The following is a 24,902-nucleotide window of genomic DNA, read 5'->3' on the forward strand; positions in this document are numbered from 1 at the left end:
GCCGCAAAGCCATTTACCTTAAAGACCGGAATCGACGACAGACAATGAAAAAAAACACGGGGGAACGGCCGCCTTTACACTTCTGGCTGCGCGCACCCTTCTCGCTCTGCCTGCTGCTAAGCGGCACCGCTGGCCAGGCCCAGGACAACTCCGGCATAGATTTTCGCGAGCTCGGACAGGGCTACGCCAGCCTCATCAGCTTTGCCGCCGAACCGGAGATTTCCGTCTCCGGCTTCATGATTGAAAGCGACAATCCCGATGATGCGATTGGCCGCATCACCTGGGCCTGATGTACCGCGACCACTGGCACGCGCTGAAAGTGCGCGCCAGCACCCACTACGTCTACAGCTATGTCGAGAGCTTTAACGAGTCCAGTGGCTTCCCAAGCTTCAATGCCAGCACCGGGAGTCTGTCAGCCAAGATCGATGTGGCACAGCCCCTCTCCGTGACGGTGGGCGATTATCCGCTGTACCTGATCGGCCACGCCGCCGCCACCAGCTTTACCGGTCCCGGGCGGGACCAGCTCGGCTTTGACCACTTCTACGAACTGGGCGTGGCACTGGGCTATCGCCAGGTCGCCCTGGGACTGCAGGCGGTGCTGGGGCCGGATGTGGATGGCCTCACCATCACCCTTGATTACGGCTTCTAGCGCTTCGCCACACCCAGTTCACCTAAGGTACGAGCCATGTCCTCTGCCGAGGTGGGCGGGTTCACATCGTCGTCGATCTTGAGGACGGTGCCATCCTTGCCGATGTAGAACGTGTGGCGCTTGGCGAAACCCAGCATGTGCAGTACGTCGTAGGCCTCGGCGACGGTTTTGTCGGGGTCACTCAACAGGGGGAAATCCGCCTTGGTCTCTTCGGCAAAGCCCTTGTTGTCTTCCAGTGGGTCCACACTGGCCATGAAATAGGTGACATCATACTCGCGTATCAGGTGGCCGTTCTCGGCCAGGGATTTGCACTCGATAGTGCAGCCCTTGGTATAGGCCTTGGGAAACCAGGCGACTACCACCGCCTGTTTGCCGCGGAAATCCGCGAGGCTGTAGGTTTTGCCATCGCTGGCCGGGAGGGTGAAGTCGGGGGCCGGGTCGCCGACCTCCAGAGCCTGGGCCGCGGCGCTGGAAAACAGGGCGAACAGGCTGAGAGCCAGGGCGGAACAGAGTGTGCGGGGCATGGCGGTCTCCAAACTACAACTGATTGGGGTGAGCGTGTAAGGTACGCAGGTTTCCGCAGTATGTATCACTGCGCTCCGTTCAACAAACAAGCGGACCCATCGCATGAATCTACCCCGATCCACCGCGCGACTGGCACTCTCGGCCCTGCTGGCCATACCCGCGGCCCAGGCTGCCACCCGCGCCGACAACGGCGACAGCACCTGGGATGTCAACCAGCCTGCCTACTCCGTCCAGCCCGCCCGCGCCACCCTCGATGTCGATGAAGGCACCTGGATGAGCCTTGATGTATCACCCGACGGCAAACAGATTGTGTTCGACCTGATGGGCGATCTCTACCTGCTGGCCATGGGCGGCGGCGAGGCAAGATCCCTGACTTCCGGCCACGCCTGGGACATGCAGCCGCGCTTCAGCCCGGACGGCAGGTTTATCGCCTTCACTTCGGATCGCGCCGGCGGTGACAACATCTGGACCCTGGAACTGGCCAGTGGCGAATTTCACCAGGTGACCTTCGAGGACTTCCGCCTGATGAACAACCCCAGCTGGAGCCCCGACGGCCGCTACATCGCCGCCCGCAAGCACTTCACCACCTCACGCTCCCTCGGCACCGGCGAAGTGTGGCTGTACCGCGCCGAAGGCGGCGAGGGCCAGAGCGGCCAGCTGGTGGTGGCCCGCCCGGCGGAAACCTTCCAGAAGGAACAGGGCGAACCGATGTTTACCGCCGACGGCAAGGGCATCTACTACACGCTCAATACCACGCCAGGCAATACCTTCATCTACCACCAGGACAGCAACACCGAGCTGTTCCAGATTCGCCGGGTCGACCTCGGCAGCGGGGAGGTTACCACCATCGCCGGCGGCCCCGGCGGCGCCGTGCGCCCCACGCCCTCCCCCGACGGCAAGCAGCTCGCCTTCGTGAAACGGGTACGCGCCGAATCGCGGCTGTTTGTGAAAGACCTGGCCTCCGGCGAGGAGCGCATGATCTACGCCGACCTCGACCAGGACATGCAGGAAACCTGGGCGGTGCACGGTCTCTACCCCAACATGGACTGGACACCCGACAGCAAAGCCGTGGTGTTCTGGGCCGGCGGCAAGCTGAAAAAAGTCCAGCTGGATGGTGGTGAAGTCAGCGACATCGCCTTCCGCGTGAAGGACAGCCGCGACATCTTCCCCGCCCCCCGCTTCAAGGTCGACGTGGCGCCGGAGCGCTTCCGCACCCGCATGGTGCGCTTTGCCCAGCCCTCCCCCGACGGCAAATCTGTGGTGTTCGAGTCCCTCGGCCAGCTCTATGTAAAGCGCGGCGACAGCGCGCCCAGGGCCCTGACCTCCGACAGTGGCGACGGCTTTGACTACTCGCCGGTATGGGCGCCAGACGGTGACGACATCTACTTCCTGCGCTGGAACGACAGCGAACTGAGCAGCATCCGCCGGGTCAGCGCCCGCGGTGGCAAGTCCCGCCTGCTGAGTGAAGAGAAGGGGCAGTTCACCGAACTGGCCATCGACCGCAAGGGCGAAACCGTGGCCTTTCGCAAACGCCCGGGCTCTGAATTGCTGAACCCGGACTGGGGCGTCCAGCCCGGCATCTACCTGATGGATGCCGACGGCGGCGCAGCCCGCTTTGTCAGCCAGCGCGGCACCGACCCCCACTTCGGGCCGGAGGACGACCGCCTCTACGTGCAGGAGCGGGCGGACAGCGCGAGCGGCCGCGGCAGCAGCACCGCCGTGACCAAACTGCTGTCGATGAACCGCGAGGGCTTCGACGTGCGCGAACTGGCCCAGGCCGAGTTCGCCACCGCCATCCGCCTGTCTCCCAGCGGCCGCCAGCTGGCCTTCGAAGACAGCCACCATATGTACGTGGCGGACTTCATGCCCAGCCCCAACCCGGTCGTATTGGATGCCGGCAAGCCCGCCTTCCCCAGCGTCAAGCTGAGCCGCACCGGCGGCACCTACCTGTACTGGAATGCCGACGGCAGCGCCCTGTCCTGGTCGGTGGGCCCGGTGCTGAAAACCGTCGCCGTCAAGGAGGCCCTGGGCGAGGGCTTTGAGCCCCCCGCCAGCGGTCGCGACCTGTCCATGGAAGTGCAAGCCGCCAGCCCAGACAGCCGCGTGGCCCTGGTCAATGCCCGGGTCATCACCATGGACGGCGAGCGCACCGTACACGAGCGCGGTACCGTGTTGCTGGAAGGCAACCGCATCAAGGCGGTCGGCGACGCCGGCGAGGTGAGTGTACCGGCGGGCTACGAGCAGGTGGACCTGGCCGGCAAAACCGTGATCCCCGGCTTTGTCGACATCCACGCCCACGGCCCCTACGGCGCCGGCGAGATCGTGCCCCAGCAGAACTGGAACCTGCTGGGCCACCTGGCACTGGGCGTGACCACCGTGCACAACCCCTCCAGCGTCGCCAGCCTGGTGTTTGCCGCGGCCGAATACCAACAGGCCGGCAAGATCCTCGGCCCGCGCATTTTCTCCACCGCGGAGATCGTCTACGGCGCCAAGAGCACCTACTGGTCGCCGGTGAACAGCCTGGACGACGCCCTGTCCCACGTGCGGCGGCTGAAAGCCCAGGGCGCCATCTCGGTGAAGAACTACAACCAGCCGCGCCGCGAGCAGCGCCAGCAGGTGATCGAGGCGGCCCGCCAGGAAGGCCTGATGTCCGTGGCCGAGGGCGGCTCCCTCTACCACCTGGACATGAACCTGATCGGCGACGGCATCACCGGCATCGAGCACAACGTGCCCGTGATGCCCATGTACGACGACGTCACCCAGTACTGGCGCCAGTCCCAGGCCGGCTACACCCCGACCCTGGTGGTCACCTTCGGCGGTCTGACTTCCGAGGACTACTACTACCAGGATACCGAGGTGTGGAAGCACCCCATCCTCGCCAACTTCGTACCGCCCGCCGTATTGCAGCCGCGCTCGGTGCGCCGCCCCATGGCACCGGAGGAGGACTACCGCGACGACGACGCCGCCGCGGCCGCCAAGGTGCTGCTGGATGAGGGGGTAATGGTGAATACCGGCGCCCACGGCCAGCGCGAGGGCCTGGGTACCCACTGGGAGATGTGGAGTTTCGTGCGCGGCGGTTTCAGCCCGATGGAAGCCCTGTCCGCCGCGACCATCAACCCCGCCACCTACATGGGCATGTCCGATGACCTGGGCTCACTGGAAACCGGCAAGCTGGCGGATCTGGTGATCCTGGAAGACAACCCGCTGGAGGACATCCGCAACTCCGACCACATCAGCCACGTCATGGTGAACGGCCGCCTGTACCGGGCCACGGACCTCGGTGAGGAAGTAACCGGGGACGCGGCGCTCAAGCCCTTCTACTGGCAGGGCAAGCCGGAGTCGGAGATTCGCTAGCGGCGCTTGCGCCTGAAAAAAGGCCCCGGGGCAACAACGCCCCCGGGGCCGTCTGTCCGTCGTTACTCGAGGCCGGCTCGCACCAGCCATCTTCCCAAACACAGTGCCAATGGTTGCTGGGCAGCGTCTTCATCTCGAAGCCAAGTTTACGCTTCTGGCTAGAGGGGACAAACCACCATCGCGCCCAGGCTTCGATCTCGCCTGCATACCGCAGCGGGCCGGCATCGACAGGCTCGATATCCAGGTGGTAAGTATGCCGACATCTATAGAGCCGCTGTCATAGCATAGTGCCCCGCTCTCTATCCGGCCATGCCGGGGACAGCTATCAAGCCATGTCAGGAGCAGGTCTTCAGAGAGATGTTTCGACGCTCAATGTGAATTGCCTGGGGTCGCCAAAGTAATTTTGCCGCGATCCACCCTGTACCCGTGCATAGTACTCCTCGTCGGTGAGATTGGTTCCATTGAGCACGATGCGCGTCTTGTCGCTAAAGTTGTACGACAGCATCATTGAAACGGTGGTATATCCGTCCTCTTCCCAGCGGATGCCATTGCTCTCCCAGAAAGTACCGCTGTTGTATTCCGCGCCTAACCCAAAGGCCAGCTTGCTGTTGAAGCTGTACTTGCCCCAGAATTTCAGGCTGTGCTCCGGGGTAATGGATGAAAAGGGCTTGCCCTCGTTTTCCGGGTCTTCCGCCTTCACCTGCTCCGTATCTGTGTAGGCATAGCCAGCCAGCAGATCCAGTTTTTCCATGGCGTTGCCAGATATCTCCAGCTCAACCCCCTCGGATTGAACCTCGCCGCCCTCGATGGAATATTCGATGTTGACCGGGTCCGCTATTGCGCGCTTGTCCTCGGTAATATGAAACACCGCGATATGGTAGTTGCCCAGGCCGTTGTTCAAGATGCCCTTCAGGCCCGCTTCATATTGCCTCCCCACTTTGGGAGATAGCACGTTTTCATTCACGTCCCGCGCATCTTGCGGGTTAAAGGACTCTGAGATACTGGCATAGACGCTTATCGTGTCATTCAGGTCATGAACAAGACCCGCGCTGGGCGTGAATTCGTTGTCGATTTTCGCTGAAGAGGTCCCGTCATCCGTCTCCCAGTTGGTGGTCAGTCGCCCTCCCAGGATCAGATTTGTCGCTTCGGTCAGGCCCAGCGTCGCCTTGAAGTACAGGCCGCTCTCTTTAGTATCCGTGACACGCGGCGCACTGCCGGGAGCCAGGTTCAATCGAGGGTCCGGGTTATATGCGGAATCCGGGTCGAAGACATTGATTGACGGATAGTTGAAATCGTACTGGTAACCTGCACTGTCATTTTCCTGGTCCCGACTATTCGCACCCAGCAGTAGCTTGTGCTCCTGATTGAACAAGCTGAAGGGCAGGCTAAGGTGTAAATCGTAACTCAGCTCCGACAGTTCCTGGTCCGTGGCGAGGGCCCAGCGCAAGGTGTCCCCCGTAACCGGATCCACTGTGCTGGCCGTGTAGTTAAGTAAATACTCGACATCCCGATCGCTATTGGTCAGCGTCGCTTTCAGGAAAGCGCCGGAATCGAAACCGTATTTGGCCTCCAGAAATTGCCGGGATAGCCGACTTTCCTTGTAGTTGTAGCGAGTGCCTGTATACAGGTCGCGATCGATATCGGCAAAGGTACCATCGGCATAGGTCGGCACACCGATGTCGGGCACCACGTCAAAATCTTCAATGGTCAGGCCAGCCGCTAGCGCGAGCCTGTCTGTTGCATCGTACTCGGCGGTGGTATAGAGCAGTTCTTTTTTGCTCGTTACATCTTCGATGTAGGAATCAGAATCTTCATAGCCGACCGCAGCGCGGGCCCGCAGTTTTTCGTCGCTGGTCAGGGCACCGGTGGCGTCCAGTTCCAGACGGTAGCCCGGCCAGGAGTTTGCGTAGCCCTTGAAACTCAGGGATGACTCCGAGTGGGCCTTCTTGCGAATCATGCTGATGTAGCCGCCGGGCTCTCCGGAACCTTCGAGCAGGCCGGCCGGCCCCCGCATCACTTCAACGCTTTCATAGCTGATCAAATCCGGCGTTCCGTGGCCGTGGGTACCGTTGGAGGTTCCATCGGTCCTGACGCCATCAATGCTGACGGAATTCAGTTCAAATCCCCGCATCAGGTAATTGTAGGTGCCCGCTCCATAGGTTTTTACTGTGACACCGGTGGTGGCTTCAAGCGCATCGCTCAAGGACACCATATTTCTGTCCTTGATGGTCTGGCTGGTGATGACCGTTACCGACTGGGGGATTTCACGCAGTGTCTCCGAGCCTTTCCCGAGGTTGACGACATTGGAGGTATAGGTCCCGGTAACGATGACCTCTTCAACCGTTTCTCCAACAGCTTCTGACCGTTCAGCCGTCTGCTGTGCCTGCAGGCCCGGTGCAACGAGCGACGTGCCGAGTATGATTGCGGTTGCCATCGAACTGAGGCGCTGGCGTTTGCGCCCCACGCTCGTTGCTACAAAGGACTGGTGTGATGGTTTTGTTGTCATGGATCCCCCCGATCAATGCCTGATGCTGAACGCCTTATCGAGACGGGATCATTTCATGAATGATAATGATTATCAATATCTCTTTGTTTACCCCTGCGAGACCTCGCCACTTCGTCCGCGGCCGTTATGCTGCCCCAGTGCAACAATCGCCAGCGCCGTGGCGCACAGGTTAGTTGTCACCGGGTTGAATGCCCCCCAGAGCAGATCGGGAACCCACACCGCAACGAACACGAGCAAACCCGGCATCGCAACGGCAGTCAGAAGCAGTGGCCAGCGCTGGCGCCAGCACGCAAGCACCGACACCCCGACAAGGACCTCCAGAATCCCGGCCGCGGTTGCCAACCGAATCGCCTGCTCTTCGCTGAGGCCGAGCGCCATATTCATGACCAGTTCGTCCCGATGCGGACCGAGCAGCTTTGGAACAAGACCGTGATAAAGCCATACAAAAGCGACGCAAAGGCGACACATAGCATACGAGGGAAAGCCCCATTTTTCGCCGGTAAGCCATCGACCTTGCATTGGACTGGTTCTTAACCCGGCTTCCGAGCCACCTTATTTACCGACCGTGCCGGCTGACCACCGCGACCGTATGCCCGAGCAGTTCCAGATTCCCCGGCAGACCATGGCCGGGCACTACCACCTCGGCATCAGGATAGCGCTGCTGAATACGAGCCACTGAGGCGGGCCACTCCTGCAAATCCGCATCAGCAACATTGCCGGCGGACTCGCGCGATGCTTCATGCACTGCGCAGCCGCCGAACAATACTCGCGCGGACGGAACATAGACGACGATATTGTCAGGGGCATGACCAGCCCCGGGATAGAAAATCTCAAGCGGGCCAAATGGCAGTACGTCGCCAGGACTGGAAAGCCCCTGCAATGAATGCGAGGGCACCTCGTTGCCCTCGCCCAGCGCCAATTGGCGGGTTACAGGGGAGGCATAGGTCGCCACCCCGGTTTCCTGGAGGACGCGCACTCCGCCGACCCGATCGTCATGGAAGTGGGTGGACACAGCGCGTGTCACCGGAAGCCCAATCTGACGGTCTATCGCGTCGAGAAGGGCCGCGGTATTTTCCGCCCCCCACGCCGTATCGACCAATAGCAAGGTGTTGCCATCGCGAACAATCAGCCCGTTTGACGGATAGAGCAAATCACCCAGTTGCTGCGTAGCGATGTGAGACCAGACACCATCACTAATCTGGTGGAGGCGAACCTCCCCGACCGGTATCTCATCGGCTTTCGGGTAGTCATCGTATAACTCCGCGGCAAAGCCAATCGAGCTGAGGGCAGATAAGAAGCTAGTGCTTGCAACGAAGCGTAAAAAGCGCAGTAAAGGCATCAGCTACTCCCAGGACGCACGACACCTGCCGCGCTGCAATGTTCAGGAACCGTATTCACTCTAGGCAAACGCCACAAACTTGCTGAACGGCATCTCCCGCAAGCGCTGCCCGGTCGCGGCGTAAATGGCATTGGCCAGCGCCGGCGCCGCGGGTGGCACCGGCGGTTCGCCGATACCGCTGACGCCCTCGCCCGACTCCAGCCCCCGCACCTGTATCGCCGGACACTGGTTGATGCGCATGCCGGTGTGCTGGTGAAAGTTGCGCTGCTCGGCCATGCCATCGGCGTAGGTGATTTCGCAGTTCATGGCGTGGCCCAGGCCCCAGATCACACCGCCTGCCGTCTGGTTCTCGAAGTTGACCGGGTCGATGACGCGCCCCACTTCCGCCGCCACGAAGACCTTGTCGATAGTGATTTTCCCCTCCCGCACACTCACTTCGACCACCTCGGCAACCGGCGTGCCAAAGGACACCACCAGCGCCACACCGCGCCCGCGGCCCGGCGCCAGTGGTTCATCCCAGGCGCTCATTTCGCGCACGGCTTCCAGTACGCGCCGGCTGGCGGGGTCATTGCACAGCGCCAGGCGGCCGGCGAGTGGGTCCTGGCCGGCCTCGATCAACAGTTCGTCAATAGCGGATTCAATGAAGAAACCGCCGGTGGAAGCGCCCACCGAACGCCAGGAGCTGATCGGCGCCAGTTCCGGAACGCGGTAGGCCCTCACCCGCATGTGCTCGATCGCATAGGGCGCGTTCCACACCCCGGCGGCAATCTGGCTGTCGGGCCCCGCCAGCGGCAGGTTGGCGCGCGAAGACTGGGAGGCGATCGCCGACGGCGTGGCAACATCGATCTCCAGCGCCCTGATACCTCCGCTATCGCTGACGCCCCGCACCCGGGCCATGCCTATCTGGCGCGGGAAATCGTGGGCGAAGTCCTCCTCCCGGCTGAAGGTCAGCTTGATGGTCTCACCGGGAAGCTGCACGGCAATTTCCGTGGCGTAGCGGATGTTCTCGAATTCCAGACGGTGGCCGAAACTGCCACCGCAGTACTGGTTGTGCAGGTAAACCTTACCGGTGGGCAGGCCGGTAATATCGGCCACCAGCTGCTGCGCCAGCCGCGGAAACTGGTGGGCGGCCCAGAGGTCGGCCCGCCCGTCGCTCACCCGGCACAGGGCGGATAGCGGCTCCAGCGGCGCGTGAGCAAGGTAGGGAGCGCGGTATTCCCGCTCGATACCGGCGCCACTGGCCAGGGTCGCTTCAACGTCGCCGTCCTCGCGCCAGACTTTGTCCAGTCGTTCTTCAGTGAAAGACGACTCCACTGCCGCCCAGTGCTGCGCCATCTCGGGCGGATAAGGCGCCTGGCCCCACTCGCAGCGAATCGCACTGGCGGCCTGGAAGGCATTCCAGGTGTTGTCGGCCAGCACCGCCACACCGGCCGTCACCGGCAGGATTTGCCGTACACCTGGCATGGACAGGGCGTCTGCGGCGTCATAGGACAGCAGCGCCCCGCCCTGGCGGGGATTGAAGCGCACGGTGGCATTGATCACCCCCTCAGGCATCAGGTCGATCCCGAAGGTCTGCGTGCCGGTGGACTTGGCCACCGTGTCCAGGCGCTGGACGGGCTTGCCCAGCAGGCGCCAGGCTGAGGGCGGCCGCAGAGTCACTGTGTTGACCGGGTCGATTCGCGCCGCGGTGGCCGCCAGTTGGGTATAGGGGATGCGCCGCCCGTCGCGCAGCACCACCGCGCCGGCCTCGGTACTGAGCGTATCCAGCGCCTCCCCGGTGTCGATTGCGGCGGCCTGCTTCAGGGTCTCCCTGGCAACCGCTCCGGCGCGGCGCAGTTTTTCCCAGGAGTCCGCCACGGTGGAGGAGCCCCCGGTCACCTGCTGCCCCGACAGTTTGATCACCGCCCCGATCGCGGTGCGCGCCGAACGGGCCGCCAAGCCCTGGTCAGTGTGCAGAAAGGGCACGGCATCGGCAGCCATGGCAGTGTTCCAGTAGGCCGGCGAGGGTTGCCCGGGTTCGACCGTGAACTGCCCCGGCTCCAGATCCATTTCCTCGGCGATCATCAGCGCCTGCACCGAGCGGGCGCCCTGCCCGACATCGGTGTGCGGCGCAATCAGGGTGATGCCGTCGGGGCGGATGAGTACCCAGGGATTGAAGCTGGCGGCATCCGGCGCCAGGCCCTGCGCCAGCGGGTTGTCCGGTGTTTCCTGTACTTTGTACACACCAAAGGCCACACCGCCGGCCAGCGCGACGCTGCCAAACAGAAAGGTGCGACGTGTTACATCGGCAATGCGTCCCATGCTCAGCCCTCCCCGCTGTCGGTCAGCGGGTCGAAGGTTTGCACCGGGGCCGCGAGCATTTCCGCAGCCCGGCGCACGGCCTGGCGAATGCGCGGATAGGTGCCACAGCGGCACAGGTTACCGGCCATGGCGGCGTCGATCTCGGCATCGCTGGGGTCCGTGTTATTCGACAAAAACCAGGCAGCCTGCATCACCTGGCCCGACTGGCAGTAGCCGCATTGCGCCACCTGCTCGTCGATCCAGGCCTGTTGTACCGGGTGGGGATCATCGGGCGTGCCCAGTCCCTCGATGGTGAGTACCTCAGCGCCCGCCACCGCACTGATCGGCAACTGGCAGGAGCGCATGGCCTGACCGTTGAACAGCACCGTACAGGCGCCGCACTGGGCGATGCCGCAGCCGTACTTGGTGCCGACCAGGCCCAGCTCGTCGCGCAGTACCCAGAGCAGGGGCATGCCCTCCGGGACTTCTACCTCGACTGCAGCGCCGTTGAGGGTAAAGGATGTCATGGCAATTCTCCGAAAGTCTTATCTGTATCCATGTTCGCTTGCTGCTGATCGTGGGCCAGGCACCAGCCCAACACCAGTGACGCCAGTTCGGCGCGCCGCTCCTCCTCGCGCTTGCCGGCGCGAATGCGGGCGAACAGGCGCGCCAGTTTGCGGCGCTGCCCCTCGTCCACCTGTTCCAGCAACTGGGTATTGAGGGCGAGGTGGCTGCGATCGGCGTGGGTGCGCTGACACAGCAGTTTGTGGTGTAACAGGGCCCTGCCCAGCAGTACAAAGGGAAAGTTGGGGTTGCGGCTGGGGCCGTAATTGAGCTGCTTGCCGCCGGTGGGAATGCCCTTGATCCGGAACTGGGCGATTTCGTCGGCGTAGCGCCAGGCGCCCACACCACCGGTAATGGCGCCGGCCGCACCGCTCACCAGTGTGCCGAGGCCGCCCAGCAGGCCGCCGCTGGCGCCGTCCAGCACCATGCCGGTGCCACCGCCAATGAATGCGCCCGCCGATCCGGCCACCGCCGTCAGCGAGGTCCGGTTCAGTCCCCACAGGTACCAATCCTCCACCTGGAACAGGTCGGCGTCCTCCAGCGCCAGCACATCCTCGCTGCGCTGCAGGTTGTGGTAGTGGAACACTTCCTCCACCTGGCGCCGGCACTGGCGCTCACGGCGCACCAGCGCTTCGCGATAGCGCAGCGCCAGCGCCGCCTTGACCGGCTCCCCCGGGGTGCCATCGGGAATTTTCTGGCTGACCTGAAAGGTGAGCGCCGCGGCAATCAGCTCGGCAATCATGGCGCTGCTGTCGCGGTGCTGGTGCTCGCGCTCGCGGCGCAGCACATCCACCGCCCGCTGCAATGAACGCCGCCAGTCGGTATCCAGGTGGCCGAACAACTCGAGCAATTCCAGCTGTTTGGCGAACTCCGCGCGCTGGGCATTGAACAGGCGCACGGTGCGGAAGTACTGACCGAGCCCCGCCTGCCACTGCTCGGTAAATTCGTCGTTGTCGATCGGGTTGATCAGCGCCAGGCTGGGGCGCCCGCACCAGCGCAGGATCTCCATCTCCGCCTCGTAGTCAGCCCCGAAGGGGCAGGAGCCGTCCACCACATAGATGATGCCGGCGCCCTCGACGATCGGACGCAGCAATTCGCACTCGTCGCGAAAGCGCTCCTGGCCGCTGTGCCGGGCGACAAAATCGCGCACGGCCCGGGGCCGCCCGGAGGCGTCATTACAGCTGGCCTGTAAAGTGTCAAGCACTTCCCGGGCGCGCTGGAACCCGGGGGTATCCACCAGGGTATAGAGTGTCTCGCCATCCACCTGCATCGGAAAGGCGCGGGACTGGCGGGTGGAGCCGGCGCGGGCGTCGATATATACCGAATCGTCCCGCGCCAGGGTGGCGACAATGCTGGACTTGCCCTTGTTGGGGCGGCCCACTACGGCAAACACCGGCGGGCTCACGGTGCCGTCACCCAGTTCAGCAAGCGCAGATCCACCGCCGCAAATGGCAGGCCGCGGGCAAAGCCGCGCCAGTCCTCCACCTTGCGGTGGGGAATGGCCTTGCCCGGCAGGGGCACCAGGCAGACCGTGCAGCGCAGTGAAGCCGGCAGGCTGGCCAGCAGGTCCGCCAGCTCCGCCACGGGCGGCTCCCAGGATTTGACGGCGACCAGCAGGTGCTCGATAACTGCGACATCCAGCGCGGCCAGTTCCCGACGGTCCTCGGCCAGGGTGCCCTGCCCCAGCGCCAGGATGTCGCTTTCATCCACTGCCGGCAGTTCTTCAAAACGGGCCGGCGGGGTATCGCCAAGGGCGCAGGCCCAGTCAACCAGCAACAGGCCCTCCGGCGCGGCCGGCGCAGCGTTCACATCCGCGGGACGGACAGTGGCCAGCTCATCCTCGCTGGCCTGGACAGAACGGGTGGACACCAGTTGCGCCGACATACGCGAAAGCACCAGATCTGCCCCCGGCAGGCCAACCAGACTGCGCCGCAACATACCGGGCGCCGTGGCTCGCGCCGCCAGCCACAACAACAGCCGCGGCAGCAGAGCGTAGACCAGCAGGCAGAGAAACAGGAAGGCCCACCAGCCGCGCATGTCTTCCAGCCCGGCGCGATCCAGCACCAGGGCCGCGTGGTGGCGGCTGCCGGCGACCACTTCCGGCGGTACCGTCGCCCAGGGCAGCCAACTGCCCCAGGGGGCGGCCAGGGCATCCACCAGCCCCTGCACCGCCCGGTCACCCGGGTTGAAGGTGGAACCCCAGACAAAGACAAAGTCGGTGAAGGCCGGCACCAGCACAAAGGCCAGCAGAGCGGCGAGCGTAAACAGCGCCCCCCACTCCTGGCCGTAGCGCAGGAACATCAGCCGCAGCACACCGCCCGCCTCGCGCAGGTAGCGGCGGTCCGGCAGGCCGCGCTCCGCCACCCAGCGCACCGGGCTGGCAGGCAGTCCAGCCGGCACAAAACCACTGAGGGTACGAATCAGAGTGATCGTGGATACGGCGCTCATGGCCAGTTGCAGGAATACAAAGACCAGCAGCAGAAAGAACACATTCACCAGTCCCTGCCTGCTGCCGAGCAGGAATCCGGCCATGGCGGCAAAGCCGGCAACGAAGACAAAAAGCCGGGCCAGGTTCAGACCGAGCTGGCCGTGAAAGCTGCGCTTGCGATCTTCCTCACTGACCGGCGCCACGCGATCCAGCCAGAACAGCAGGCGCTCACCGGCATCGGCCGACTGGCAATCCCGGCCAATCGCGTGGTCGCGCTGCTTCAGGACGTCCACGGCGAGGTCACGGTCCCGTTCCAGCTGGTCGGAAAGGCGATAGAGATCGCCGAGTTCAGGGTGCGCTGGCACAGCGATCCTTGTAGTTATGGGTCAGGCACATGGCCGCTATTCTACACAAGGTCGGTGGGCTGCGGCTGCATCTCATCGACTCTGCATTGACCCGGTAACCCGCGAAGCTTGCTCTGTAGCGGCGGCCCTGTAGGCTAGGCGCTTGCAACCATTACGCAGCACCGATACTGCAACAGCGGCACACGGGGAGTCCGACATCCATGACCCAACGGCAAAAGTGGCCCATACGCTGGGACCTGCTGGTTCGCTACCGTTTTATCGAGACCCTGGTGCTGTGGGAGGGACGCCTGACCACCCGCCACCTCTGCGAAACCTTCGGCATCGGCCGCCAGCAGGCCAGCAAGGACATCAACACCTACCTGCGCGAAATCGGCCCGGGCAACCTGGAATACGACAAGTACCTCAAGGGTTACAAACCTTCCACAAGCTTCCAGCCCCGGGTGACCCGGGGCCTGGCCGACGAGTACCTGCACCTGATGGCGCGCAATAACGAGCTGTCCAACGTGTTCGAGTCGCTGGCGCTGAACGTCGCCAATGTCGAGGTGCTGTCGGTGCCGGTGCGGGACGTGGCGCCGCAGACCCTGCGCCCCATCATGCAGGCGGCGCGCCAGCAGTGCCGGCTGGAAGTGGACTACGTGTCGGTGAACAACCCGGACCGCGAAGGACGCATCATCGTCCCCCACACCGTGGTGTTCACAGGGTTGCGCTGGCATGTGCGCGCCTGGTGTGAAAAAAACCAGGGCTACCGGGATTTTGTCCTGAGCCGATTCCGCGATACGCCGGAAATCCTCGACGCATCACCCCACGGCATCGACGGAGATAGCGAGTGGAACACCCACGTCGCCATCCGCCTGATCGCAGACCCGCGCCTGCGCCCCGAGCAACAGGCCGTGGTGCGCGCGGACTACGGGATGGAGGACGGCGTGCTGCAGATAGAGACCCGCGGCAAACTGGTGCCCTACGCGCTGCGACTGCTGCACATCGATCCGCGCGCGTCGCGCAAGGGTCCGGAAGCGCAGCAGATCGTGGTGGAGAACCTGGAGGAACTGAAGCCCTGGCTGGACTTCTGATTCCGGCCCGCGGTCAGTACACGTCGCGCCGGTAGCGCCCTTCCAGGCTGAGATCCTCAAGGCCGCGCTCGCCGAGTATCTCCAGCAGCAGGCGGTGCACGGCGGGGGCCATGCCCTCGAGGCTGCCGCAGACAAACACCGCCGCCCCTCGCGCCAGCCACGCCTGCAGTTCCTGCTGCTGTGCAGCCAGGGCATCCTGCACGTAACGCAGTGGCTCGTTGTCGCGGGAGTAGACCCGATCCAGCCTTTGCAGGTGGCCACTGCCCAGCCAGGCGGCCAGTTCATCGTCGAACAGACGGTCATGGGCGCGGGTTCGCTCGCCGAAGAGCAGCCAGTTGGCATGGGCCCCCACCTGCACCCGCGCCCGCAGGTGGGCCCGCAAACCGGCAATACCGGTACCGTTACCCACCAGGATCAGGGGGCGTTCCGGCGGCGGCGGATGGAAGGCCGGGTTGTCCCGCACCTGCAGGGCGAGTTCGCCTCCCATCGGCAGTTGCCGGGTGAGCCAGCCGGAGCCGACGCCGAAACTGCCATCGTCCTTGCACACCTGCCGCACCAGCAGTTCCAGCGCGCCGTCGGAGGGCAGTGAGGCGATGGAGTACTCCCGCTGCACCGGGCCTTCGGGACCCTCCCGGGGGATATCGAGCACCGCGATATCCCCGGCCCTCCAGTCAACTCCCGGGGGCAGGCCCAGGCGCAGGTGGTATACGCCGGCGCCCGGTGAACCGGCATTGAGACACCGGCGATCCAGCACGGTGGCCGGCAAGCGTGCGCCCTGCCCCGCTCCGTCGACCACTGTCTCACCGGATTCCAGTACCGCGTTTTCCAGCAGGCGATTCTGCCACTCGACCAGGGCTCTGTCGTCGAGACGATCCACCGTCTGCGGAGCAAACATCGGCCTGGCACCCCGCTCCCGCAGGCCGCGATCAAGCGCCAGGCCGAAGCCGCAGAATTGACGGTATTCGCTATCCCCCAGCGCCAGCACCGCATAGTGCAGCCGGGACAGGGCAGCGCCGTCCTGCCCGCCGCCGCGCAGCCACAGGCGGGCGAAGCGCAGGGCGTTGTCCGGCGGCTCTCCCTCCCCGTAGGTACTGGCGATAAACAGGGCCAGATGCGCGTTTTCCAGATCGGCGGCCTGCACCTGGTTCAGGGCCAACAGGGTTACCGGCCCGCGCCGGGCCAGCGTCTCTGCGTGGCGCTGCGCCAGTTTCCGGGCGCTGCCGCCCTGGCTGGCGTAGGCGATCAGGGTCGCACCTGCCGCCGCGGCCGGGCGCTGTGCATCGCGCACACGCAGGCACAGGCCGCACAGTAAAAGGTAGGCCAGCGCAAAGGCGCCAGCCTGCAGCCACTGTGCCGCACTGATAAACACGGGAACGGCTTGCTTGCCAGCCTGTCTACAGCGGCAGTACCTCAAAGGTCGCGGTGTAAGTGCCGCGACGGCTGGTGGCGGGCGCCTCGGCGCGGTCGTCACTATATTCCGCTTCCAGGAAGTACATACCGGCTTGCGGCCAGTCGATGCTGACCTGCCCCTTGTCATCGCTGCTCAGTTTGATTTCCGCCTGGGCGTCGCGGTAGCGGCTGCCACCGGGGATCACCGCCACTTCTGCTCCTACAGCAGGCTCGCCATCAATGAGGAAGGTGAACGTGGCGGCTTCACCCGCGTACAGGTCGTTGGGATGGGTCACCGGTACCAGTTCCAGGCCGACATTGCTGGCTTTGAGGGCAGTCGTGCTGGGCGCGCCAGCGGTCACGAAGGTCTCCAGCCGGCGGGAACCCTGGGTGATTTGCAGGTTTTTGCCATCCATCGGCACATTCTTCTTGAAACCTTCCGGGTCCGGGCGCTCGCCGCGACCGGGCCAGAATTTGCGCTCGCCGTCGGCGGTTTCCCAGCGGGCGCTGAGACCGGCACTGGCGCTGTACACCTTGTAAGTGCCTGGCTGTGCCAGGTTGAGATCGAAATTGCTGCGGTGCTTGCCGCTGTGGGAGTTCTGCAATTCAACAGGCTGGCCGTCGGGGCCGATGGCCTGCACGCCGTCCAGGCGCATGGCGTGATAGTCCGGGTGGAAGATATCGTTGGAGATGGCCGCGTCGAAGCTGACCCAGGGGTCATCGCTGGACAGCACGGTGGCCACTGGCAGGATCCATGCCCGGTGGGCGGAAACCGGAAGGGTGACACTTGCCGCGGTCAATGCCGCGGCCACAATTGCCAGGGTTTTCTTCATACTCGCTTCCTCTCGTTGTTGCGCTATATGGGTATGTGCGGCGTTCAGGGCGCCAGGATGAGTTTTACTGTTGCAAGTTCTTCATCACCGCTTGCGGCGGCTTCGAGGGTCTTTTGTGGTGGCCACTGGAAAGGCACTTCCAGCATTTCCCGACCACCGACCTCGCGGGCTGCCTCCACCATCAGGCGGTATTCGCCGGGGGCCAGGTCAGCGACCCTGTCGCTGAACACCAGGCGATGTTCACCGGGGCCTTTGGTCGCCCCGCTCAGGCCGTCGATGGGCATATCCAGCGAACGGCCGCTGCGACGCCACCACTGGCGCATATCCTTGAGCCACTTCTCGCCCTCCTCGTCCTTCAGCTCAACGTCGTAGAGCACGGCCAGATTGGCGGCCACGCTGTTGTCCTCACGGGCTACCCACAGGGCCACATAGGGTTTGTGGTATTCCGCCACCTGCAGGCGGGGAATCCCCAGGTCCACCTCCAGGGTCTGGCCCTGGACAGCGCCGGCCAGGGCCAGGGCGGACAGGGGCAACAGGCGGGTGACACGTTTCAGCATGGGAACCTCGTTATCGATGAACAAACAGAATGGCCAGCAGCAGGGGAATCAGCAGCCCCAGCCCCACCACCGGCCAGGTGGCCGGGCGCGACGCGCTGTGCCGCAGCAGCAGCCACAGGCCGGTGATGCAAAACACCAGGCAGGCGACTGAAAAAATATCGATAAACCAGCGCCAGGCCTCGCCGCTATTGCGGCCCTTGTGCAGGTCATTCAGGTAGGAAATGAGGCCGCGGTCGGTGTCCTCGTAGAGCAGTTCGCCGCTGGCCAGGTCGATGGCCAGCCAGGCGTCGCCGCCCGGGCGCGGCAGCGGCAGATAGATTTCATCGTCGCTCCACTCCGCCAGCCGGCCTCCAGTATGGACCGACTGCTCACCCAACCAGTGGCGCAAACTGGCCGGCAGCCGGGCCTCGTCACCGGCGCTCGCCACACCGCTGCGCAATTCTTCGAGCAGGGCGTCCGGCAGGTTCAATTCCAGGGTTCGCACCTGGGGGCTGGCCTCGATCTGGCCGGCGTGGTTGAGGGTGATGCCGGTGACCGCAAACAGCAGCATGCCCACCAGGCACAGGGCGGAACTGATCCAGTGCCATTGCCGCACTGACCCCAGCCAGATTGTTACCCGCGCCTTCTCCATCACACCGTTGCCACACTTGTTTACTCGCCGTTGCACCGTCACCGCTCCCCTGAGCAGCTTCGTTCCACGGCCTTCGCATTGGCGGAGGATTCTAAACAGGAATAATTATCATTACCAGAAAAAGCGACTCGCGGAAATGTAAAGAAGCGTTACACTGGCGGGCATGCCCCTTCTTCGGGGCGCACTTGCAACCACTACCGCACGCGTTGAGGATCACACCATGGCCAGACGCAGCACCGCCAACGCAGACTACCACCGCGCCTACAGCGAAGAGAGCTTCTGGTACAAACTACGCCGTTTTGCCTTTACCGCCGGCCGTGAACTGTCGGAAAAAGCCCTGATGCTCTACTACGCAGCGCGACGCCCGGAAACCCCGACCTGGGCCCGGGCCACCATCTACGGCGCCCTCGGCTACTTCATCGCGCCGCTGGATGCGATTATCGATATTACCCCCGGCATCGGTTACACCGACGACCTCGGCGTGCTGGCGCTGGCCTTTATCACCGTGGCGCGCTACATCGACGACGGCGTGCGCAGCCGCGCACGGCGCCGGGTGGATCGCCTGTTCGGCGCTGCCGTGCTGCCACCGGACGGTGAGCCTAGTGTGCGATAGTGAGTACGATCTTGCCGATGTGCGCGCTGCTTTCCATCAGCCGGTGAGCCTCTGACGCCTCGGCCAGGGGGAAGGTCGCAGCCAGCACCGGCTTGATGGCACCGCTGGCATACGCGGGCCACACCTCGCGCGTCAGCGCCGTGGCAATGGCCGCCTTGTCGGCGGCGGAACGTGGCCGCAGGGTTGACGCCGTCAGAGTCAGGCGTTTCATCAGCAGCGGAACGAAATTCACCTCTGCGCTAAAACCCTGCTGGAAGGCAATATTGACGATGCGCCCGTCCAGCGCCGCCAGTTGCAGATTGCGATTGACGTAGTCGCCACCGACCATGTCGAGGATGACATCCACGCCTTTTCCGCCAGTTACCTCTTTCAGCACTTCCAGAAAATCCTGCTCGCGGTAGTTCACCGCCAGTTCGGCGCCCAGTGTTTCACAGGCGCGGCACTTGTCATTGCTGCCGGCGGTAGCAAACACCCTGGCGCCCCGAGCCCGGGCGATCTGGATGGCGGTGATACCGATCCCGGAACTGCCGCCGTGAACCAGAAGGCTTTCTCCGGCCCGTAAGCCGGCGCGGTCAAACACATTGCTCCACACGGTAAAGCAGGTTTCCGGCAGGCTGGCGGCCTCGACATCGGATAGCCCTGCCGGTACCGGCAGGCACTGTCCCGCCGGCGCCACCGCATAGGCGGCATAGCCGCCGCCATTGGTGAGGGCACAGACCCGGTCCCCGAGCTGCCACTGACTCACGCCATCGCCCAGGGCAACCACTGTGCCCGCAACCTCCAGGCCAGGCAGGTCGGAAGCTCCCGGAGGCGGTGGATAGAGGCCCAGCCGCTGCATGACATCGGGGCGATTGACCCCGGCCGCGTGCACCGCAATCAGTACCTCACCGGCTCCCGGTTGTGGCAGCGGACGTCGCGCACTGAGCAATACCTCGGGCCCGCCGGGCTCGCTGATTTCCACACAATCCATTTCGCTGGGCAGTTCACTGGGCACGATTGAGTCTCCGGCAGAAAAGGGCTCATTCTGTCACAGCTGCTGCGCTATTGTTTGGTGGGATTCGGCTGGATGAATGATTTAGCCAGGCTGGCTAAAGTGCTGGTAAACCCGCAACTGCATTTCCACCAGCTGCCCGGCCAGGGCGGTCTGGCCACCAAACTCCCCCTCACCACCCAGGCCCCCGGGCCAGTGGGCGAAATAGGAATCTCCCTGCTCAGAGGCGAAAAAATTGTCGGCGTCGGCGGCCTCGTCGACCGCCAGCTGCCAGTTATTCACGCGCATGTGAACACCGAAACGCGGATGGGGGTGGGCCGCCAGGTACAGCAGTCTTTCCAGGCTGTGGCCGTCCAGCGGGCGATAGGCGGTCAGCCGCAGGCGCCCGCCGTCAGTGGGCGACAGGGCCGCCAGCATGGAGCCGTCGCGCTCCAGGGTGATCAGTTCCCGCGCGCTGTCCACCGGGCCCAGTTCCAGCCACCAGCGCTCGTCGCTGGCGACCCGTGGCGGGGCCAGGCCGCGCGAGACAGCACCGCAGTAGGGCGGCACCCCGGCCAGCTGTTCCAGCAGGCATTGCATGCGATACTCCAGCGCCTCCCAGTCGGCGTGACGCCGGGCGCTGTCACACTGTAATTGAAAGAGTTCCTGTAGCTGTGACTGGCTGTCGTCAGTCGGCGCCCGGGCGCTGCGCTCCGCGGCGAGGGCCGGGGAATGAGAGTGACGGTATCCGGGCAGGCCGGTATGTCCTTTCGGGACAGAAATGTTGGGCATGGCAGGCTCCTCCTTGAGCATATTGGCCTGTCGGCCGGCCGGGCATTCCATACCCGACACCTGCATACCAGACTATCGCGCTCCCGGTCGATTACAAGGCGGCGCTGTCCGCTCTGAGCAGCCGTTCACAGAACGGCCCTCGCACTACTTCAAAAACGCGCTGGCCGCGTTCATCAAACCGCCGAGTCCCCCGGACGATTGCAGCAGGCTGCCGCCGCTGCTGGCCTTGTCCATCAGCTGGGGCAGCACATCGGACAGGCCCTGGGCGGCGGTGCCGGTGTCGGTGCCCACCTTGCCGGCAAAGTCCGCGACATTGCCCTCGCCCAGTATGTCCATAATCGAGCTGGCGGAAATCGGGGCGTTGGCGCCATCGCCGAGCCAGGATTCCAACGCCGACTGCAAGCCGCCGCTGGCCATCATCTGACTGGCGAGGCCAGCCAGGTCAATACCGCCCTGCCCATCCCCCAGCAAGCCACTGAGAGCACTGCGAATAGTATCGCTGTCAACCGTGAGGCCGAGGTTGTCCGACAGTAACTGGGCACCGAGTTCGATAAGGTCCATGGCTGTGTTCTCCTGCAAAGGCGGCGGGTGCTAAAGTCTCATGCAGTATAGTGCAGCCCGCTCGCGCCGCCAGCGGCTGCTCACTTGCGCACCAGCCGCAGTTCGCCGTCCAGGTGAACGTCGCGCTGGGGAAAGGAAATCACCACATCGTGCTCGCGGAACAGGGCGTCAATGCGAAAGCGCAAATCGCTGCGAATCATGCGCAGGCCGCGCTCGGCGGTGGCATGGATCCATACATTCAGTTCAAAGGTCAGTGCGCTGTCGCCGAAGTCGTCGAAAATGACCATCGGCGCCGGTTCGTTCAACACATCGGCGTGCTCCTCGGCCGCCTGCTGAATCAGGCGTTCAGTGAGGCGCACATCAGAGCCGTAGGCCACGCCAACGCGCACCGCAGTACGCACCAGGGAATCCACCAGGGTCCAGTTGGTGACGGTGTTTTCCAGCAGATGGCTGTTGGGTATCAGCATATGCACGCCGTCCACCCGGCGAAAGCGGGTGGAGCGAGTATTGATGGCCTCCACCGTACCGCGCGCGTCGCCAATTTCCAGGAAGTCACCGATCTTGATCGGCCGCTCCCACATCAGGATCCAGCCGCTGATGAAGTTGTTGATGATGTTCTGGGCGCCGAAGCCGACGCCGATGGCCACCGCCCCGGAAACAAAGGCGAAGGCGGTCAGGGGCACGCCCACCATGTCGAGGGTTATCAGGCCCAGCACCACCAGGCCCACGATCATGAAGGCCCGGGACACCAGCTGTACCGCGTTCGGGTCGGTGCCGCGCCTGCCGAGATGGGTGCGGATAAAGCGGCCACTCCAGAGGATGGCGCTGATACCCAGCAGGACAAACATCACCACGGTGAGCACCTTGGCGAGATCGATCGTCACCTCGCCAATGACGATCAGCGGGGTGTGAAGAATATTGACCAGTTCTTCCATGCTATGATCCACAGCAGCTTTCAACACGGACTGTGGTGTTTAACATGATACGGGCCAAGTTACTATCGGCGCAGGGTGAGCAACGCAGCGGCGCCCTGGAACTGGTGGAAGAATGGCGCGCCAGCGATGGCGCCTTCATGTGGCTGGATATCGAAGGCGAGGTGACCAGCGACATTCGCGCCCTGCTGGTTTCACTGGGCTGCTCCGAGCTGGCTATTACCGACAGTGTGCGACTGCGCCATCCCCCCAAAATCGAGGCCTTCAGCGACAACACCTTCGTGCTGTTTCGCGGCATCGCGCGCATCGACGACGACCTCAACCTGACGCCGCAGCAGGTCGGCCTGTGGGTCGGCGACAACTACCTGATTTCAGTGCACCGCGGCCTTTCCGTCAGTATCAACCATTTCTGGCAGGAGCCGGCAGAAAATGCCTCTCTGGCCAATCCCGCCGAACTGGCCCTGCGCCTGCTGCACTTCGCCAGCGGCCGCTATCTGGACAAAATCCTCGAGTTTGAAGACACCCTGGGAGAGCTGGAAGACGCCCTGCTGACCGGGCATTCCGACAGTGTGATGCGGGAACTGGTGGGTTACCGCTCGCGCCTGCGCAAACTGCGGCGCATCTTCAACTATCACCACCAGATGACAACCCAGTTACTGCACGATGGCACTCCCCACCTCGGTTGCGGCGATCACGACGAGGCCAATCACCACCTGCGGCGCGACCTCTACGATCGCTGCGAGCGCCTCTTCAGCCTGTGCAACATGTACTACGAGATCTGCGGCGACCTGGTGGAGGGCTATATCTCCCTCACCTCCCACCAGCTCAACAACACCATGAAAGTGCTGACCATCATCACCGCCATTTTCGTGCCGCTGGGCTTCCTGGCCGGACTCTACGGCATGAACTTCGAACACATGCCGGAACTGCATTTCCGCTACGGCTACTTCTTCATACTGTTCCTGATGATCAGTATTGCCGGTGGCATGTTGTGGCTGTTCCGGCGCATTCGCTGGCTATAGAAACGGGCGCGGCGCCCCGCGAGGCGCCGCGCCGGCCCCCTCAGGGCCCGGCCAGTTCGCGAATAATGATGCTCCAGTGATCCAGGGCGCCGTAGAAGGTCGCCTTGGGTACGCGCTCGTTGAGGCCGTGGGCGAACATTTCGTCCGGGTTCATGAACACACCGCTGACCGCCCAGGTGGGAATGCCCGCCTTGCGAAAGTGCATGCCGTCGGTACCACCTGACTCCATGTAGGCCAGCAGGCTGACCTCCGGGTATCGGCTGTGTACCGCCTTGCCCACCGCCGCCATCACATCGTCGCGCAATTCGGAAATCGGGCTCTCTGTGGGCTCGCCCAGCAGCTTGAACTCAATGTTCTCATTGCCCACCACCTGCTTCAGCGTGTTCTCTACCTCCGCCACCGGCTCGCCGGGAAAAATGCGGCAATTCACCGTCACCGTCGCCGTTTGCGGCAGGGCGTTCTCGGCGTGGCCGGCCCGCAGCATGGTCGGCACGCAGGTCGTGCGGATGGTGCCGACATAGGAGGGTTCACGGGCCAGGCGCTCTGCCGCGGCCTCGTCTTTCGGATCGTAGGCGAAGCGGGTCATCGCTTCACCCAGTTCGCCACCCATCAACTCGCCCGTCTGCTGGAAATAGGCCAGTGTCATTTCGCTCCAGCGCACCGGAAAATGGTGCCCCTGTATGCCCTGGATGGCAGCGGCCAGATCGTAGATGGCGTTATCCTCTCTGGGCCGCGAGCTGTGGCCGCCGGGATTGCGAACCGTGAGCTCCCAGGTCACGTAGGTTTTTTCCGCCGCCTGGACCCGATACACCAGCGCCTCGCCGCGCTCGTCCAACTGGCCGCCACCGGCATCGGAGTTCAGGGCGTAGGCCGCCTTCGCCAGGTCGGGGCGCTCGTAGGCCAGCATGCGGGTAGTCGTCATGCCGCTCTCTTCATCGCCGGAGAATACGAGATACAGATCGCGGCTGGGTACGAAACCCTCTTTGCGCAGGCGGATAAACGTGGATGTGAGCTGGGCGATACCAAACTTGTTGTCGATGGTGCCGCGGCCGTAGAAGTAGTCCTCGTCGTCGGTGAGTTCAAAAGGTGGGCGCTCCCAATCGCTGGCCAGGGCCTCCACCACGTCCATGTGCCCCAGAAACAGAATCGGCGCCTGATCGCTGTCCGGCGCAGCGCGGTAGCGTGCGACCAGCGCCGCGAAGTCGCCCTTGGGCAGCACTTCCACATCCTCCGCCGGAAACCCTGCCTCGCGCAGTTGCGCGGCGAGGTAGTTGGCGACCGGCAGGGTATTGCCCTTCTCCTTGGAGGTATCCGTTTCCACCAGGGTGCGGTAGATATCGAGGGTGCGGCTGGCGTGCTCTGAGAGCAGGGGCTCGGCACTGTGCCCCGAGAGGGGCAATAACAGGGCGCCGAGCAGGCAGGTAATACGCTTCATGGACAACTCCGGAGCTGGATTTGGAAGGGCGGCTGGACGAAATATCGCCAGGCGGCTTTTCCCGCGGGGCAGGCGGGTCTATTGTAA

22 protein-coding genes and 1 pseudogene are annotated in these 24,902 nt (G+C 63.8%); 6 read left to right on the top strand and 17 right to left on the bottom strand.

Annotation, left to right across the window (positions count from 1 at the left end; genetic code table 11):
• Nucleotides 1-44: 44 nt before the first annotated feature.
• Nucleotides 45-290, top strand: a complete 246-nt coding sequence (locus FVW59_RS05235; RefSeq protein ID WP_148063184.1) for a hypothetical protein — start codon at nucleotides 45-47, stop codon at nucleotides 288-290.
• Nucleotides 290-649, top strand: a complete 360-nt coding sequence (locus tag FVW59_RS05240) for a hypothetical protein (RefSeq protein ID WP_148063185.1) — start codon at nucleotides 290-292, stop codon at nucleotides 647-649. Before FVW59_RS05235 ends, FVW59_RS05240 begins: the two co-directional genes overlap by 1 nt.
• Here FVW59_RS05240 and FVW59_RS05245 read toward each other — a convergent pair.
• Nucleotides 646-1,173 carry a peroxiredoxin gene (locus FVW59_RS05245; protein ID WP_148063186.1) on the bottom strand — a complete coding sequence of 176 codons (528 nt, stop codon included), beginning with the start codon at nucleotides 1,171-1,173 and terminating at the stop codon, nucleotides 646-648. The genes FVW59_RS05240 and FVW59_RS05245 overlap by 4 nt on opposite strands.
• A 103-nt stretch (nucleotides 1,174-1,276) precedes the next feature.
• On the opposite strand from FVW59_RS05245, the gene FVW59_RS05250 reads away from it, so the two are divergent.
• On the top strand, nucleotides 1,277-4,528 hold the full coding sequence (locus FVW59_RS05250; RefSeq protein ID WP_148063187.1) for an amidohydrolase family protein: 3,252 nt from the start codon (nucleotides 1,277-1,279) through the stop codon (nucleotides 4,526-4,528).
• A gap of 349 nt (nucleotides 4,529-4,877) precedes the next feature.
• Here FVW59_RS05250 and FVW59_RS05255 read toward each other — a convergent pair whose 3' ends face one another.
• The 7 genes and pseudogenes from FVW59_RS05255 to FVW59_RS05285 all read right to left on the bottom strand — a co-directional run bounded on the left by FVW59_RS05255 (nucleotide 4,878) and on the right by FVW59_RS05285 (nucleotide 14,010).
• Nucleotides 4,878-7,034 (bottom strand): TonB-dependent siderophore receptor, encoded by a 2,157-nt coding sequence (locus FVW59_RS05255; protein WP_148063188.1) that lies wholly within the window; start codon nucleotides 7,032-7,034, stop codon nucleotides 4,878-4,880.
• A gap of 87 nt (nucleotides 7,035-7,121) precedes the next feature.
• A complete protein-coding gene (locus FVW59_RS05260) occupies nucleotides 7,122-7,553 on the bottom strand; it encodes a DoxX-like family protein (RefSeq protein ID WP_222711433.1) in 432 nt (143 codons plus the stop codon).
• A gap of 37 nt (nucleotides 7,554-7,590) precedes the next feature.
• Nucleotides 7,591-8,280 (bottom strand): annotated as a pseudogene (gene bla, locus FVW59_RS05265) (subclass B1 metallo-beta-lactamase); the annotation flags it as partial.
• Nucleotides 8,281-8,433: 153 nt separating this feature from the next.
• Nucleotides 8,434-10,674, bottom strand: coding sequence for a xanthine dehydrogenase family protein molybdopterin-binding subunit (locus tag FVW59_RS05270; protein WP_148063190.1), 2,241 nt, complete (start codon nucleotides 10,672-10,674; stop codon nucleotides 8,434-8,436).
• 2 nt (nucleotides 10,675-10,676) lie between these two features.
• Entirely contained in the window at nucleotides 10,677-11,180 is a 504-nt protein-coding gene (locus FVW59_RS05275; RefSeq protein ID WP_148063191.1) for a (2Fe-2S)-binding protein, read from the bottom strand.
• Nucleotides 11,177-12,622, bottom strand: coding sequence for a DUF3482 domain-containing protein (locus FVW59_RS05280; protein WP_148063192.1), 1,446 nt, complete (start codon nucleotides 12,620-12,622; stop codon nucleotides 11,177-11,179). Before FVW59_RS05280 ends, FVW59_RS05275 begins: the two co-directional genes overlap by 4 nt.
• Nucleotides 12,619-14,010 carry a DUF2868 domain-containing protein gene (locus FVW59_RS05285; RefSeq protein WP_148063193.1) on the bottom strand — a complete coding sequence of 464 codons (1,392 nt, stop codon included), beginning with the start codon at nucleotides 14,008-14,010 and terminating at the stop codon, nucleotides 12,619-12,621. Before FVW59_RS05285 ends, FVW59_RS05280 begins: the two co-directional genes overlap by 4 nt.
• 200 nt (nucleotides 14,011-14,210) lie before the next feature.
• On the opposite strand from FVW59_RS05285, the gene FVW59_RS05290 reads away from it, so the two are divergent.
• Nucleotides 14,211-15,080, top strand: coding sequence for a helix-turn-helix transcriptional regulator (locus tag FVW59_RS05290; protein WP_148063194.1), 870 nt, complete (start codon nucleotides 14,211-14,213; stop codon nucleotides 15,078-15,080).
• Nucleotides 15,081-15,093: 13 nt separating this feature from the next.
• Here FVW59_RS05290 and FVW59_RS05295 read toward each other — a convergent pair whose 3' ends face one another.
• From FVW59_RS05295 to FVW59_RS05310, 4 genes are read right to left on the bottom strand one after another with little or no spacing between them, the layout of a single operon-like run.
• On the bottom strand, nucleotides 15,094-16,449 hold the full coding sequence (locus FVW59_RS05295) for a sulfite reductase subunit alpha (protein ID WP_222711434.1): 1,356 nt from the start codon (nucleotides 16,447-16,449) through the stop codon (nucleotides 15,094-15,096).
• Between the two features lie 25 nt (nucleotides 16,450-16,474).
• Nucleotides 16,475-17,302 carry a DUF4198 domain-containing protein gene (locus FVW59_RS05300; RefSeq protein WP_148063196.1) on the bottom strand — a complete coding sequence of 276 codons (828 nt, stop codon included), beginning with the start codon at nucleotides 17,300-17,302 and terminating at the stop codon, nucleotides 16,475-16,477.
• Between the two features lie 44 nt (nucleotides 17,303-17,346).
• Complete coding sequence (locus tag FVW59_RS05305; RefSeq protein ID WP_148063197.1) at nucleotides 17,347-17,859, bottom strand: DUF2271 domain-containing protein; 513 nt, start codon at nucleotides 17,857-17,859, stop codon at nucleotides 17,347-17,349.
• Between the two features lie 10 nt (nucleotides 17,860-17,869).
• Entirely contained in the window at nucleotides 17,870-18,526 is a 657-nt protein-coding gene (locus FVW59_RS05310) for a PepSY-associated TM helix domain-containing protein (protein WP_246139640.1), read from the bottom strand.
• A 184-nt stretch (nucleotides 18,527-18,710) separates the two neighbouring features.
• On the opposite strand from FVW59_RS05310, the gene FVW59_RS05315 reads away from it, so the two are divergent.
• Complete coding sequence (locus FVW59_RS05315; RefSeq protein WP_148063198.1) at nucleotides 18,711-19,103, top strand: YkvA family protein; 393 nt, start codon at nucleotides 18,711-18,713, stop codon at nucleotides 19,101-19,103.
• Here FVW59_RS05315 and FVW59_RS05320 read toward each other — a convergent pair.
• From FVW59_RS05320 to FVW59_RS05335, 4 genes are all read right to left on the bottom strand, one after another.
• Nucleotides 19,090-20,073 carry an NAD(P)H-quinone oxidoreductase gene (locus FVW59_RS05320; RefSeq protein WP_148063556.1) on the bottom strand — a complete coding sequence of 328 codons (984 nt, stop codon included), beginning with the start codon at nucleotides 20,071-20,073 and terminating at the stop codon, nucleotides 19,090-19,092. The two genes, FVW59_RS05315 and FVW59_RS05320, sit on opposite strands and share 14 nt — an antisense overlap.
• Nucleotides 20,074-20,178: 105 nt before the next feature.
• Nucleotides 20,179-20,865 (bottom strand): hypothetical protein, encoded by a 687-nt coding sequence (locus tag FVW59_RS05325; protein ID WP_148063199.1) that lies wholly within the window; start codon nucleotides 20,863-20,865, stop codon nucleotides 20,179-20,181.
• A 144-nt stretch (nucleotides 20,866-21,009) separates the two neighbouring features.
• Nucleotides 21,010-21,426: a YidB family protein gene (locus tag FVW59_RS05330; protein WP_148063200.1), complete on the bottom strand. Its 417-nt coding sequence runs from the start codon at nucleotides 21,424-21,426 to the stop codon at nucleotides 21,010-21,012.
• 80 nt (nucleotides 21,427-21,506) lie between these two features.
• Nucleotides 21,507-22,361, bottom strand: a complete 855-nt coding sequence (locus FVW59_RS05335; protein ID WP_148063201.1) for a mechanosensitive ion channel family protein — start codon at nucleotides 22,359-22,361, stop codon at nucleotides 21,507-21,509.
• Nucleotides 22,362-22,405: 44 nt separating this feature from the next.
• On the opposite strand from FVW59_RS05335, the gene FVW59_RS05340 reads away from it, so the two are divergent.
• Nucleotides 22,406-23,380 (top strand): magnesium transporter CorA family protein, encoded by a 975-nt coding sequence (locus FVW59_RS05340; protein WP_148063202.1) that lies wholly within the window; start codon nucleotides 22,406-22,408, stop codon nucleotides 23,378-23,380.
• Between the two features lie 40 nt (nucleotides 23,381-23,420).
• On the opposite strand, the gene FVW59_RS05345 is transcribed toward FVW59_RS05340, so the two are convergent.
• Nucleotides 23,421-24,815, bottom strand: coding sequence for a M20/M25/M40 family metallo-hydrolase (locus tag FVW59_RS05345; protein WP_148063203.1), 1,395 nt, complete (start codon nucleotides 24,813-24,815; stop codon nucleotides 23,421-23,423).
• Nucleotides 24,816-24,902: the final 87 nt, after the last annotated feature.

The sequence above is a fragment of the Parahaliea aestuarii genome, assembly GCF_008064635.1.
GTDB classification, from domain to species: Bacteria; Pseudomonadota; Gammaproteobacteria; order Pseudomonadales; family Halieaceae; genus Parahaliea; species Parahaliea aestuarii.